Here is a 13,714-nt window from a genome sequence, read left to right on the forward strand (position 1 = left end):
CTATAAATCCTTCCTTAAACAAAATTAATCTCTTTTTTCTCCCGGATGAAAATAATGAAAACGACAAACTGGATAATAGCTTTCATCGCCACCAATTTGTACTTGTTCTCCTTCATAAACAGGTTTTCCATTATTGATTCTCAAGTTCATGATTGCTTTATGTCCACAATAATGACAAATTGTTTTCATCTCTTCTATTTTATCAGCAAAAGTCAATAAATTCTCACTGCCTTCAAATAAATGATTTTGAAAATCATTTTTTAAGCCAAAAGTCATTACTGGGATTTTGAGTTCATCCACAATTCTAGTACATTCAAGGACATGATGCTTTTTCATAAATTGTGCTTCATCAATCAAGACACAGGCGATTCCTCCCTCACCTTTAGCAATATCTTCCTGATTTAGCTTATTTACATAATCAAAAAGATTGAGATTATCTTTAATTGGTAATGCATTACGATGAAGTCCAATACGAGAGGCAACCACTCCTTTACCAGTACGATCATCCAGTTCACTCGTCATTAATACAATCTGACGACCTTGGGCTTCATAGTTATGTGCTACTTTAAGTATTTCAATTGTTTTGCCTGAACTCATGGCTCCATATCGAAAAAATAATTGTGCCATCTTTAACCCCTTTTTCACTTTCTTCTGTCTAAATAGTATAGAGGAAATAAATATTGTTTAAAAGTACTTTGGAAATATCGTTTAAATGTGTTTCCTATGATATAGTAAAAGCTAGTTAAAAAGTGAGGGATTTACAATGAGTATTAAAACTGGAACTGCAAAATTAGCAGGCAAATCTTCTTATTGGTTTTTACACAATATTTTAAAGGGTGGAACAAGTTTCCCAGGAAAATTAGCTATGCAAATTGATCCTGATATTTTACATACCCTAGCTAAAGATTATGAGGTAATTATTGTTACCGGAACTAACGGTAAAACTATGACAACAGCTTTAATTACCGAAGCTTTAAGAAAAAAGTACGGGGATATTCTAACTAATCCCTCAGGTTCAAATATGCAACAAGGGATAGTTACGGCTTTCTTAGCGCATCATCCTCAACGCAATGGTAAAAAGATTGCCGTTCTTGAAGTTGACGAAGCCAACGTTAAATATATTACTAAGCTACTTCATCCATCTGCCTTCGTATTAACTAATATTTTTCGTGATCAAATGGATCGCTATGGTGAAATTTATACTACTTATGACAAGATTGTTGAAGGAATTAAATTAGCTCCTGATGCAACCATCATTGCTAACGGAGATGCAAGTATTTTCTCGTCAGTTGACCTACCTAACAAAAAAGTTTTTTATGGCTTCAAGTTACCTGACGATAAACCAGAAAATGATCTTACTGCTCCTGTTAATACAGATGGTGTTCTTTGTCCTAAGTGTAATCATATTCTTCATTTTCATGAAAGAATTTATGCTAACTTAGGAGACTTCTTCTGTCCTAACTGTGGCTATCATCGTCCTGACTTAACCTATACTGTCAATCAAATCATTAGCCAAACTCCTAACAGTCTTGAATTTAAAATGGGTGATAAAGATTACTCAATTGGTATCGGAGGAACTTACAATATCTACAATGCCTTAGCAGCTTACTCCGTTGCCCGTGAATTTGGTTTAACTGACGAAGAGGTAGCGCAATCATTTGCCGAAAATAAGCGCATTTTCGGCCGTCAAGAGCTAATCAACTACCAAAATAAAGAAATAGATTTAATCCTAGTAAAAAATCCGGTTGGGCTTGATGAAGTTCTTCATATGCTTAACACAGAAAAAGATGATTATTCACTTGTTACTCTACTCAACGCTAACCATGCTGACGGTATTGATACATCCTGGATTTGGGATGCTGACTTTGAAGGTCTTAACAAGGACAAAATTAAAAAGGTATTAGTTGGTGGTCAGCGCTGGCATGATATGGGCTTTCGTTTAGAAGTAGCAGGTTTTGATCCAGCTCTAATGACCACCGTCCCCAATGATGATGAAGTTATCAAGATGCTAGGTTCTTTACCTACTAAAAAGGTTTATATTCTTTCTACTTACACGGCTATGTTATCTCTTCGTAAAGCAATGGCTGAAAAGAAAATCATTAAAGCAGGAATGTAAATAATAAAAAGGTTTTCAAACTGAACTGAGACCAAAAAATTGGACAGTTCAAAACGAAAACCTTTTTTATTTTATCTTATTTTCTTGTAAAAACATCTTTACGATATGCTCTCGCATCGACAAAAATGCTAAGTTATGGCCACTAGGATGAATTCTATTAGTTAGTACAATCAATCCCGTTCTATTTAATCGATCAAGCAACATAAAAGTTCCCGTAAAGCCAGTATGATACAAAATGGGATGTCTATCTTCCGGGTCAAAGCACAAATCCCATCCCCATGTACGAGGATGTACACTCTTTGGTGTTTGAATATTATATAAGCTAGCCAAAGTATCTTGTTTTAAAGGCAATATATTTTTATCAACACCTAAATAAGCCTGAGATAATTTTATTAGATCATGAATATTACTAAACAAGCCAGCCGACCCACACCTATCTCCTAAGACTCGTGCCTTTGGATCATGGACAACTCCCTGTAAAACTTTTCCATTTGTCAATAAAGCGGTAGGAACACAATCCTTTTTAGAAGGAGTAAAAGTTGTCCTCTTTAAATTGGTTGGACGTAAAATTTCATTTGTAATTACTTTTTGAACTGGCTTATGATAAATTTTCTCCAGAATGAGACCAAGGATAATAAAATTAGTATCTGCATAACGCATTTTCGTTTCAAATTCATTTGTTACCGGTAAAGATACGAGTGCAGCGAGGAGTTCATCTTGATTAAGCTTGTCTCTATTTTCAATCCAGCCTCTAATTCCACTCGTATGAGTCAACAAATGAGAAATTCTAACCCTATTATCTTTAAACTGAGGCATAAAATTACTAATTTCTTCGCTAAAATTTAATTTTCCTTCTTCATATAATTTAAGAAAAACATTAGTTGTACCTAACACTTTAGTTAAGCTAGCTAAATCATACAAATCAAAAGGATTTAATTGCGTAACTGTTGGTAGTAAACTTTCAAAACCAACCGTAGAAGTAAAGACTTGGTTTTCTTTTAAAAGAGCATAATTTACACCAGGTACAATGCGATTTTTTACCATGCTCTCGATTAAATGCTTAGTTTTAAAATATTCGATCATTATTTCTCCTCTATAGATATAATACTCTATCATATTTACAGAAAAAAGCACTTTAACACTTGACAACATGGCCTCCATTCAATTATATTTACATATGTTAACTTTGCCCGTTGGTCAAATGGTTAAGACGCCACCCTCTCAAGGTGGAGTTACGAGTTCAATTCTCGTACGGGTGATATTACTGAGATATAGCCAAATTGGTAAGGCACAGGTTTCTGGTTCCTGGATGTTCCGGTTCGAGCCCGGATATCTCAATTTTGTGAAAGTCCCTTAATTCCGAGTGAGAGTAAGCCTTGGGGTTAAGGGATTTTTGTTTTTTAAAATTATCTAGAATTTGTGAAAATCATACTAAAAGGAGAATAATTCAAATGGATTGAATTATTCCCCTTTTTTTCATTCTTCAGGTATATATTTAAAATATTTACCTCTTTTACCAGTACTTATTAGTTAAAGTTTTAACTTTCTGCTTAGCAATCATAAAGTATCCAACAGCAGCAATTGACCAACCCCAGACCAAGTGACCTAAGAACTCTGATACATGTTCTGCAAACGGCATTTGCCAAGGCGCAGGAGTCGTCCCTAAAAGTGGCATTAAAATTATATGCCAAATGATCCAAATTAAGAATCCATAAAAAGTTCCTTGCCATAAACCAGCCCAGGCTGTCTTCTTATATTGCACCATATAAATTAAAAGCCAAGCAAAAAATATTGAAAATGAAAAGTGCAAAATTAAAGCTACCCAGAATACTTTTTGATCTGTATTATAAATAACATAAGCATGGGTAAACTGATAACTTGCACCCATTTGTTGCAACATATGCTGTGGTGGATTAACTACATCACGTGCCAAAGTTCTTGGTGGTAGAATCTTTTCCCAACCAATTTTAACCATACCTGAGATCATCCCAGCTATAATCCCTACCCAAACGCTTTTCCAGAAAATACGCCAGTTAGATACTTGCTTTGTATCTGCCATTTTAGTAACTCCTTTTTATAAATTATTGAGTTTATTATGTGCTTCTAAAATTTCATGTCAAGCATATTTTTTAGAATAACAAGGATGTTTTAGTTAAGCTCCAAATTTATCTGCTTAATAGAATCAATATTCATTTGGTCAATTCTATTTGTCATTTCTTGCCATTGGTGAGTAAGAGAATGTCCTTTTTTTGCGCGAACTTCTTTAACATAGCTTATTAATTTTATTAAATTATCATAATTTTGCAACAATTGATGAACTTGATTCTTTACCAGTTGAAAATCAGGTTTTATATCTTTAGCATTTTTACTTACCTCAATAATGGCCTTAACTTGCGGCTGACAAAAATCAATCAACGTTGCCCTAATCTCTTGCATTTTTTGAGCCTGCTCTTCTTTAAGAGTAAGTAAATCTTTCTGTGCATTTAAACTTACTAAATCAGCCATTGCTTCATTCTTAAAGAATAAATCTTTTGCAAAATTATAGATGGTACTTTCCATTTCTTGAAATTTTTCATTATTCTTAGCCATATTTAAACTCCCTCTTTTTTCTACGTAAAGTCAAGCACAATACGATGTTTGACTATGTTTTTAGCTTGAATTTTAGTTTAAGTAGCTATTAATGTCGATATATTTTTGGAATTAAGCACGATAAATAAGCCCAAGTTTATATCTGATTTTTGGGCTTAGCGTTATAATGTAGTTGATCAATTAATTACGACTAAAGTCTTTTTTGGTTATGTGTGGCTACGTTGTAATCATATAGTTGATCATTAATAATCAGGGCATAAATTGTTCTGATTAGTTTATGTATTGAAGCAATAGCTATCTTTTTAAACCCTTTGGTTTGAGAAGATAGCTTTTTGCTTTCATAATAATCTGCTATGTGACACGGATTAGTCTTAGCCGCATTATCAATTTGACCAATAGCACGATAAAGCAATTTACGTGCTATTGCATTACCATGCTTAGTAATACTTAAATTAGAATCCATTTCACCTGACTGATATCTACCTGGATCTATGCCAATAAAAGCATTAATTTTATTGGGATTGCTAAATCTGCGTACATCTCCCAATTCTGCTAAAACTCTAACTGCAGTAGTTTGGGCAAAACCTGGAATACTTTCTAGATTTTCTAAATCATGATTAGGTAAAGTCTTAGCGAGTTTAACCATTCTTGTAATTAATTGTTCTCTTTGCTTACTTAGATTAAGTAGTCTTTGGGTATAATATTGTACTTGTTGAACTTCTATACTAGTCTCGGAGACAACTGGATAAGCTTGATAAGCTAATTCAATAAGTTTATCAGCAGTTTTTTGAGCATGTTTAAATGCAATACCTTTTAAATTCATTAGCCAATTAATAATTTGATTTTTGTTCTCTTGTCTTACTAAATCGCAATGAGGGTAATGAGCAACTATTTGCCAGTAATTATTACCTTTAGCAGTAGAAAATAGATTTTCAATTTCGGGAAAAGTTGATTGTAAAGCCTGGTGAAGTCTATTTTTAGCTGTGACTAAATCATCTGTTAGCTGGTCATAGAAACGACTCAAAGCATTGAGTTGCTTATAAGACTGAGACTGATTTTGACTAACTGGATGATGATAAAGTCTTTGAATTAAGGCTAAATGATAAGCATCAGTTTTATCAGTCTTATTATGACGTAGTCCCAAATCCATTTCTTTTTTTGCTTTAAGAGGATTAAGCACAACATATTCATAACCGTAATCTTCTAGAAAAGCTTGTAGTCTGCGTGAATAAACACCAGTAGCTTCAAAAATAATTTCTGGCTGTTTAGTAAAAGCAGCTAATTCGTGCAGTAATTTAATAAAACCAGGACGGTCGTTAGTAATGGTAAATTCATTTTTACTTTCACCAATTAGCTCACAAATAGTAGAAGTAGACTTACTTACATCAATTCCAAAAGTAATTTGCATTATATAACCCCCTAAGCTTAAGTAGTAAAACGTATTTACTTAAGAAATCAGATCTAATTTTCTAAACTCGACATCAACGTGTCCACATTCTTCGAAGAGATTATTGATAGCCTAAGTAAAACTGCCAGTTTTGTCTACGACATCAAGTGTCTAAAAAGGCTTTGACATATCGTTTTACTACTACTTAAATTCTACAAGAGAATAAAAAATAGTGAATTAATTATCCCGTCGGATAACTAATTCACTATTTAGCTTAGAATGTTTTATCTTTTTTCTAATTTAAACATTCTCCAGTAACTAAATAAAATTAAAACTCCGATGCCAAAAATAATCCCAAAACTAACTTGGCTTCCTTTAGCAGTTAGTATTGCATAAGATTCTCCACCCTTATTTTGATAAATTGCTAAAATCGCCGCTAAAATTGTCGTCCCAACTGAGCCTGCCAATTGTTGTGCAGTTTGAAAGACAGCTGTTCCATCTGTCTGTAATTCACGTGGCTGAATCTTTGAAGCCTCTGCCATAGTATTGCCAAAAGACATCCGATGACCTAATGAAAATGTTCCATAAAAAATAATTATCATCAGCATGCTCAAATTAATACCCCAGATAGCAAATAAAAGGCCACCTAAAGTAAATAATGAACCTCCAATGTATAACAATACTTTTGCACCAAAATGATCATACAGGTTTCCAAACCAAGGTGTTAATAAACTAGCAATAATACTTCCGGGAAACAGAATTAAACCACCAATTAATGAAGACTGATGAGCTACTATTTGGGCATAGTTCGGTAAAACGAAACTTGTTCCAATATTACCAAATTGAAGTAAGAAGTATGCTAAAGCAGCAAAGCAAAAAGCCTTATTTTTAAATACTTCTAATATTTAAGATCTTCTTACGTGAATTTCTAGAATAACATCCATAACCTACAAAAGCCATAACCGAAAAGATTAGCAGGGCCCAGAATTTCCAATTACCTATTCCTTGTCCTAACTGGTTAAAACCAACAACTAAGCTTACTAATGCACAAATTAGGATTATATATCCCAACCAATCCATTTGTTCTATAGTTGGTTCATGATATTTTCCAACAACAAAAATCCCAATCAAAAATACAATTAAAGCAAAGCCAGTAACAATTAAAAAAATCCATTGCCAACCAAGAAAGTAAGTGACCACTCCACCAAATGAAGGACCTAAAGTTGGAGCTAATGCTAAAATCATTCCTCCAATCCCCATATAGAGTCCCCATTTAGCCTGTGGCATTACTTCGACAATTAAATTAAACATTAGAGGAATAGACAGTCCAGCCCCAAAAGCAGAAATTAACCGTCCTAATAGCATCAAAGTAAAATTACTTGCAAATGCTGAAACTAAACTCCCTACCATAAACGCAATGCATGCAAAAATAAAAATCTGTCTGGCCGTAAATCGTCTACTTTGATAGGAGGAGGTAAGCATAATAATCGCAATCATGAGCAAGTATCCTGTAGTTACCCATTGGATAATATTCATTGTGACGCTAAACTGTTTCATTAATGTTGGGAAAGTAACATTTAAACTCGTTTCTGTTAAAATTCCCACAAAAGACATGCACGCAACTGCTAATACAGCAAAAATATTCTTTTTTGTAGTTTCCTTTTTCATCGGTTCCCTTCCTATAACAAAATAAAAGAGTAGAAAGATTATCTCCCTACTCTTATATTCTGCTTTAATTTATTTAGATTAAAGACGCTTAGTTAAATCGTCATGTAAATCTTCATAACCAGGTTTGTTCAAAAGACCAAACATATTTCTCTTGTAACTTTCAACACCTGGTTGGTTGAATGGATTAATACCATTTAAGTAACCTGAAATACCAACTGCCAATTCGAACCAGTAAATTAAGTAACCTAAAGTATGAGCTGATTGATCTTCAATATCCACAGTCATAACCGGTACGCCACCATCAGTATGAGCTAAAACCACACCTTCGTAAGCACGGTCATTTACATAGTTCATAGTCTTACCTGATAAGAAGTTCAATTGATCTAAGTTTTCCTTATCATCAGGAATGGTTACATCGTGTTTTGGATGTTCAACACGAATTACAGTTTCCATTAAGTTACGACGACCTTCTTGGATGTATTGACCTAATGAATGAAGATCAGTAGTAAAGTTAGCACTTGATGGGTAAATTCCCTTTTGATCTTTACCTTCTGATTCACCCATTAATTGCTTCCACCATTCACCAAACATTCTTAAAGTTGGTTCATAGTTTTCAAGGATTTCAGTAGTGTAACCCTTACGGTAAAGAATATTTCTAAGAGCTGCATACTTGTATGGGTTATCACCAAGTACATCAGGATCTTGGTAAGCAGCACGTGCATCTGCAGCACCTTTCATCATTTCATCAATATCTCCACCAGCTACTGCAATTGGAAGCAAACCAACAGCTGAAAGAACTGAGAAACGACCACCAATATCATCAGGAACAACAAATTCTTCGTAACCTTCAGCGTCCGCTTCAGTCTTTAAAGCACCTTTAGCACGGTCAGTAGTAGCATAAATTCTCTTATTAGCTTCTTCCTTACCATACTTCTTGATTAATTTTTCTTTCAAGACACGGAAAGCAATTGAAGGTTCAGTAGTAGTACCTGATTTAGAAATAATATTAATACTAAAGTCCTTATCGCCTAACCATTCAAGTAAGTCATAAAGGTAAGAACCTGAAATTGAGTTACCACAAAATACTACAGTTGGGTATTTTTCTTTTTCTCTACCATAAAAAGCACTGTTTAAGAACTCAATTGAAGCTTGAGCACCAAGGTATGAACCGCCAATTCCGATACCAACTAAAACTTCAGAATCACTTTGAATCTTCTTAGCAGCTTTTTTAATACGATCAAATTCTTCTTTATTGTAATCAACTGGTAAGTTAACCCAACCTAAGAAATCTGCACCAGCACCACTACCTTCACGTAATTCCTTATCAGCAGCAGTTACCATTGGTTGCATTTCCTTTAATTCATTTTCATGAACAAAAGGCTTTAATTTACTAGCGTCAAAATGAACGACTTTTGTCATTTTAAATACTTCCTTTGTTTGATTTTTGTTTTCTTCTACATCATTTATTTTAGCAGATATTTAATAGAAAAATAAATTAATTAATTATTCTTGGATGAAACTTTATGATTAAATAATATAACCCATATCCTAGAATTGCACCGCACACATTAAAGAAGATATCATCGATATCACTAACTCCTGTCATCAAGATAAATTGAAAGCTTTCAATGGTAAATGACAATAAAAATCCTAAGAAGACGGTTAGTTTAAAACACCTTTTTCTTTGAGCAACAATTGGAAATAATAATCCAAAGGGCATAAACCATAAAATATTGCCAAAAGAATTGTAAAAGAAATCCAATAAACTAGCTCCTTTAGTAAGCTTCCAGGTTTCTTTCATAAATACTAAATTAATTTCATTCAAAGGTCTATGGAAATTCAACGACCACTGCCAGGGAAAATATGTATCTCTAAAAGTTGTTAACATTAATAATAATATTAAATAGAATGCAAAAATCCATACACATGCTTCTGATTTTAAAGACCGACGGTGTCGCACAAAAATTAACCAACATAATCTCAGAAATGCAAAAATTAAGAAATAAAAGATGGTTTTATCCAAGCTATAAAAAATCAACTTTAATAATGCAAAATGGTTTATTTTCCCAGCGGGAGAATTAGTTAAAATATTATAAAGTGGCTGTAAAAATAGCATAATCAGATCGCCTTTATGTTTTTTATTTTTATTATAGTTTACTTTGAATAAATTTCTTGTTTTTCCAGAATATTATTAAAAAATTTAAAACCTTGTAAGAAAATTTGTCGGATTAACAATAAACCAGTAAAATATTCCTTAATAAAAGGAGAAAAATTGTGAAAAAAAGAAAATTTTTGCAAACAAGAATTGGCTTTTTTACGCTATTAATACTTTGTTTTTGGCTAAAGTATATGTTTGCGGCTTATTTTGACTTTAAATTAGGAATCTCTGATCCTTATCAACATTTTATAATCTGGCTTACTCCCCTTGGCAGTGGGATTATTTTAATCAGTTTAGGATTATACATTGCAAAACCTATAATTTCATACATAGCAATGTTAATTTTAGATGTTTTGAATACTATCTTACTGTTTTCAAACATCATTTATTATAGGCAGTTCAATGACTTTTTAACTTTTAAAACAGTAGAAAATACCAGCAAGGTATCACAAGGACTTGGTAAAAGTACAATCGCTCTACTTCATCCCTCTGATATCATTATTTGGCTTGATATCATCATTATTATTCTCTTGCTTATCTTTAGAGTAATAAAGATTGATCCTCGTAAGTTTGGCTTTGTCCGACCTTTTGCCGTAACTTCATTTGGTGTTTTTATCTTAACCCTTAATATTATGTTAGCTGAGACATCAAGACCACGTTTAATGCGTAATACATTTGATCGCTCATATGTAGTTAAATATCTTGGAATTGATACTTATTCCATCTATGATATGGCAAAAAGTGCCCAGACTGATCAAGGTAAACGCAATGCAAATGCTGATGATATTAACAAGATATTAACCTTTGCGCAAAATAATTATGCTAAACCAAATGCTAAATATTTTGGTAAAGCTGAAGGTAAAAATGTTATTGTTCTTCACCTTGAAAGTTTCCAACAATTCCTAATTGGAATGAAAGTAAATGGTCAAGAAGTTACGCCATTTTTAAATTCTCTTTATCACAGTAAAGACACTCTCGCTTTTAATAATTTTTACCACCAAGTTGGATTAGGTAGAACAAGTGATGCAGAAAACATGATGGAAACAGGTACCTATGGTATTTCTGATGGATCTCTCTTTACTTCTTTGGGCTCAGAAAATACATTTCAAGCAGCTCCACAAATTCTTCGTCAAACCGGCTATACTTCTGCCGTCTTTCATGGTAATACTGGAACATTTTGGAATCGAAATAATGTCTATAAAAATCTTGGCTATAATTATTTCTTTGATGCTCAGTATTTCTCTAAAAATAAAGATGATTCTATTGGATATGGAATTAAAGACAAATTGCTCTTTGCTCAAAGTATTAAATACCTTGAGCAAATGCAGCAACCCTTCTATGTCAAATACTTAACTGTCACAAATCATATTCCTTTTGATATGAATCAAATAGATAAAGATAAAAACTTTACCACTACCGACACTTCTAATACCACTATTAATAATTACTTTGAAACCGCCCACTATTTAGATCAATCACTTAAAGAATTCTTTGATTATCTCAAAAAGAGCGGTCTTGAAAAAAACACTATGGTGATTCTATATGGAGATCACTACGGAGTAGGAAGTTCAAATAGTGAAACTAATGCTTTAGCACCTTTACTTGGGAAAGATAGTGCTAGTTGGAATGATTATGATCAGACGCAGATTCAGAAAGTGCCTTTTATGATTCATATGCCTGGAATCAAGGGAGGTATTAATTCTGAAATCGGTGGAGAAATTGATGCCCTTCCTACTATTCTTCATCTATTAGGTATTAAGACTAATAATTATATCCAGTTTGGTACTGACTTGCTTTCAAAACAACACAAGCAAACTATTGTATTCCGCAATGGAACAATTGTTACACCAAAATATATTATCCTTGGTAACAAGGGAATACGTGGTACAATTTATGATCAAAAAACTGGTAAGAAGATTACAAACCTAACTAAGAAACAAAAGAAGGAAATCACTAGCCTAACTAAATATGCAAAAACTTCTTTACATGATTCTGATCTTTTAAATAACCGCAATTTACTACGTTTCTACACTCCAAAAGGATTTATTCCTGATGATCCTAGTCAATTTGACTACAAAGATAATTATCTTCAAATGTTAAAAATTGCTAATGAATTAGGAAATAATTCTACTTCTCTTTATTCTCAACATAAAGGAACAACCACTGATTTATATGTCACTGATGCACCTGAAAGTACAAAAGATGAAATTACCAATATCCCTAAGAATATTGGGCCAAATCCTAATAGTTCTAGTTCAGAAGATAGTTCTTCTGAGCAATCAAATAAGTAGCAAAAAAATCGAAATTCTTAATTGAATTTCGATTTTTTATTGTATTTAATTTTCTACTTTTCTTTATTCTTTTCATATCCTTTATCATACAAAGTAACAATAAAAGTAGCTCCTTCTCCAAGCGTCGATTCAACTGCTATTTCTCCACCGTGTTGTTTAATTAGCGACATAACAATCGACAAGCCTAACCCCGACTCTCCAGAACCCAATTTTGCCCGAGAAGGATCTGCTTTATAAAATCTTTCAAAGATATATTTCTTTTGTTTTTCATCCATGCCAATACCTGTATCTTGAACTTCAATCTGAGTTCCATGTTCAATTCTTTTAGCAGAAATAATAATTTTTCCATTCTCAGTAAATTGTAAGGCATTCTGAACTAAGTTAACCAATATTTGAGTAAAACGATCCTTATCAGCATATATTGGTAATTTCTTAGGAGAAACTAATTTTAATTTATCATGTTTATCTTTTGCCTTCTGATTCATTTGAGTTAAAAGATTACGCAAGGTAGGATAGGCATTAAATTCAGTTTTATATAACTTAATTTGATTATTACGAATTTTTTCATAATCTAAGTTTTCATTTACAAGTCTTATTAATCTCTTAGTCTCACTTTGCATTAAATCTAAAGACTGAGGAACTGAATCTGCAGGAATAGCATTATATTTTAATCCCTCGATCAGTCCATTAATTGTAGTTAATGGAGTTCTCATCTCATGCGATACATCTGCCATAAATTCGTCTCTTCTTTTTTCTTGAGCTTGCACTTCATCATTAGCCCTTTTTAGAGAGTACGCCATTGAGTTAAAGTCTTGTGCTAAGTCATCTAGTTCATCTATGTCATGATTAGAAAGATGAACATTAAAATTACCCTGAGCAATTTTCTTAGTTGCTTGAGATAAGCGACGAAGACGCAAAGAAATAAAGTAAGAAATTATAAAACTTAGTACAATTGCAATTATTGCTGTAATTAATAAGGCTGTTAATAAATTACGTCTTTCGTGAATAATTACCTCTTCAACGTTTTGAACACGAGAACCAATCCAAATAACTCCTATTAGCTTTCCTTTATCAAACCATGGAACTAAAACACTTGTATATGCTTCATGATCTGAAAAAGCTAGCTGAGCATTTTGGTGATCATTTTTTATCCTAATAGTTTTTCCCTTTTTTAATTTATTGAAATAATCTTTAGGTAATTTCCATTGCATTGGAGAATGAGGATAAACTAAATGATTATCACGATTAAAAATTCTTAAAGTAGTATCTTCACCCTGCATAACTATCTGTAGTTTATCCAAAAAAGCCGCATCTAATTCATCCTCAGCAGGATTTTTTTGGGAGAGGACCAGTTGTTCTAATGAATCAGCATATCCTTCTAATCGATCATAGCTTTGGATATAAGCTTGCTCTGTATAGTAATTAGTGGAAGAATATCCAATAATAGTCAAACTAGAAAAAATAATCAATAAGAACCCGAGCATTAATTGATAAAAAAGCTTCAA

Annotated in this window: 10 protein-coding genes, 2 tRNA genes and 1 pseudogene; 4 read left to right on the forward strand and 9 right to left on the reverse strand. The window is 32.8% G+C overall.

What is annotated here, in order from left to right:
* Positions 1-24: 24 nt before the first annotated feature.
* The gene (locus FP432_RS03420) at positions 25-627 is read right to left on the reverse strand and encodes a thymidine kinase (RefSeq protein WP_265489599.1); all 603 of its coding nucleotides are present in this window, start codon (positions 625-627) and stop codon (positions 25-27) included.
* A gap of 136 nt (positions 628-763) precedes the next feature.
* On the opposite strand from FP432_RS03420, the gene FP432_RS03425 reads away from it, so the two are divergent.
* Positions 764-2,116: a Mur ligase family protein gene (locus FP432_RS03425; protein WP_265489454.1), complete on the forward strand. Its 1,353-nt coding sequence runs from the start codon at positions 764-766 to the stop codon at positions 2,114-2,116.
* A 66-nt stretch (positions 2,117-2,182) separates the two neighbouring features.
* Here the strand turns inward: FP432_RS03425 and FP432_RS03430 are convergent, their stop codons facing one another.
* Positions 2,183-3,199 (reverse strand): serine hydrolase domain-containing protein, encoded by a 1,017-nt coding sequence (locus FP432_RS03430; protein WP_265489455.1) that lies wholly within the window; start codon positions 3,197-3,199, stop codon positions 2,183-2,185.
* 104 nt (positions 3,200-3,303) lie between these two features.
* Here FP432_RS03430 and FP432_RS03435 point away from each other — a divergent pair.
* Both FP432_RS03435 and FP432_RS03440 read left to right on the forward strand, forming a co-directional pair.
* Positions 3,304-3,375 (forward strand) — tRNA-Glu (locus tag FP432_RS03435).
* 6 nt (positions 3,376-3,381) lie between these two features.
* Positions 3,382-3,454: transfer RNA gene (locus tag FP432_RS03440), tRNA-Gln, on the forward strand.
* A 175-nt stretch (positions 3,455-3,629) separates the two neighbouring features.
* Here the strand turns inward: FP432_RS03440 and FP432_RS03445 are convergent.
* From FP432_RS03445 to FP432_RS03470, 6 genes and pseudogenes are all read right to left on the reverse strand, one after another.
* Positions 3,630-4,175: a DUF1440 domain-containing protein gene (locus FP432_RS03445; RefSeq protein WP_265489456.1), complete on the reverse strand. Its 546-nt coding sequence runs from the start codon at positions 4,173-4,175 to the stop codon at positions 3,630-3,632.
* Positions 4,176-4,264: 89 nt separating this feature from the next.
* The gene (locus FP432_RS03450; protein ID WP_265489457.1) at positions 4,265-4,705 is read right to left on the reverse strand and encodes a hypothetical protein; all 441 of its coding nucleotides are present in this window, start codon (positions 4,703-4,705) and stop codon (positions 4,265-4,267) included.
* 190 nt (positions 4,706-4,895) lie between these two features.
* Entirely contained in the window at positions 4,896-6,113 is a 1,218-nt protein-coding gene (locus tag FP432_RS03455; protein WP_416202883.1) for an IS110 family transposase, read from the reverse strand.
* 263 nt (positions 6,114-6,376) lie between these two features.
* A pseudogene (locus FP432_RS03460) lies at positions 6,377-7,760 on the reverse strand (MFS transporter).
* A 78-nt stretch (positions 7,761-7,838) separates the two neighbouring features.
* Positions 7,839-9,179, reverse strand: a complete 1,341-nt coding sequence (locus FP432_RS03465; RefSeq protein WP_265489458.1) for a glucose-6-phosphate isomerase — start codon at positions 9,177-9,179, stop codon at positions 7,839-7,841.
* A 76-nt stretch (positions 9,180-9,255) separates the two neighbouring features.
* Positions 9,256-9,876, reverse strand: a complete 621-nt coding sequence (locus FP432_RS03470) for a VanZ family protein (protein ID WP_265489459.1) — start codon at positions 9,874-9,876, stop codon at positions 9,256-9,258.
* Between the two features lie 158 nt (positions 9,877-10,034).
* Between FP432_RS03470 and FP432_RS03475 the strand changes: the two genes are divergently transcribed.
* Positions 10,035-12,209 (forward strand): LTA synthase family protein, encoded by a 2,175-nt coding sequence (locus FP432_RS03475; RefSeq protein WP_265489460.1) that lies wholly within the window; start codon positions 10,035-10,037, stop codon positions 12,207-12,209.
* A gap of 53 nt (positions 12,210-12,262) precedes the next feature.
* Here the strand turns inward: FP432_RS03475 and FP432_RS03480 are convergent, their stop codons facing one another.
* On the reverse strand, positions 12,263-13,714 hold the full coding sequence (locus FP432_RS03480) for a sensor histidine kinase (RefSeq protein ID WP_265489461.1): 1,452 nt from the start codon (positions 13,712-13,714) through the stop codon (positions 12,263-12,265).

The organism is Lactobacillus sp. PV034 (assembly GCF_014522305.1).
In the GTDB taxonomy this organism is placed as follows: domain Bacteria; phylum Bacillota; class Bacilli; order Lactobacillales; family Lactobacillaceae; genus Lactobacillus.

Excerpts from the sequence above, each read along its gene's own strand:
- FP432_RS03420 (WP_265489599.1), bottom strand. The coding sequence starts at position 627 with ATGGCACAATTATTTTTTCGATATGGAGCCATGAGTTCAGGCAAAACA.
- FP432_RS03425 (WP_265489454.1), top strand. The coding sequence starts at position 764 with ATGAGTATTAAAACTGGAACTGCAAAATTAGCAGGCAAATCTTCTTAT.
- FP432_RS03430 (WP_265489455.1), bottom strand. The coding sequence starts at position 3,199 with ATGATCGAATATTTTAAAACTAAGCATTTAATCGAGAGCATGGTAAAA.
- FP432_RS03445 (WP_265489456.1), bottom strand. The coding sequence starts at position 4,175 with ATGGCAGATACAAAGCAAGTATCTAACTGGCGTATTTTCTGGAAAAGC.
- FP432_RS03450 (WP_265489457.1), bottom strand. The coding sequence starts at position 4,705 with ATGGCTAAGAATAATGAAAAATTTCAAGAAATGGAAAGTACCATCTAT.
- FP432_RS03455 (WP_416202883.1), bottom strand. The coding sequence starts at position 6,113 with ATGCAAATTACTTTTGGAATTGATGTAAGTAAGTCTACTTCTACTATT.
- FP432_RS03465 (WP_265489458.1), bottom strand. The coding sequence starts at position 9,179 with ATGACAAAAGTCGTTCATTTTGACGCTAGTAAATTAAAGCCTTTTGTT.
- FP432_RS03470 (WP_265489459.1), bottom strand. The coding sequence starts at position 9,876 with ATGCTATTTTTACAGCCACTTTATAATATTTTAACTAATTCTCCCGCT.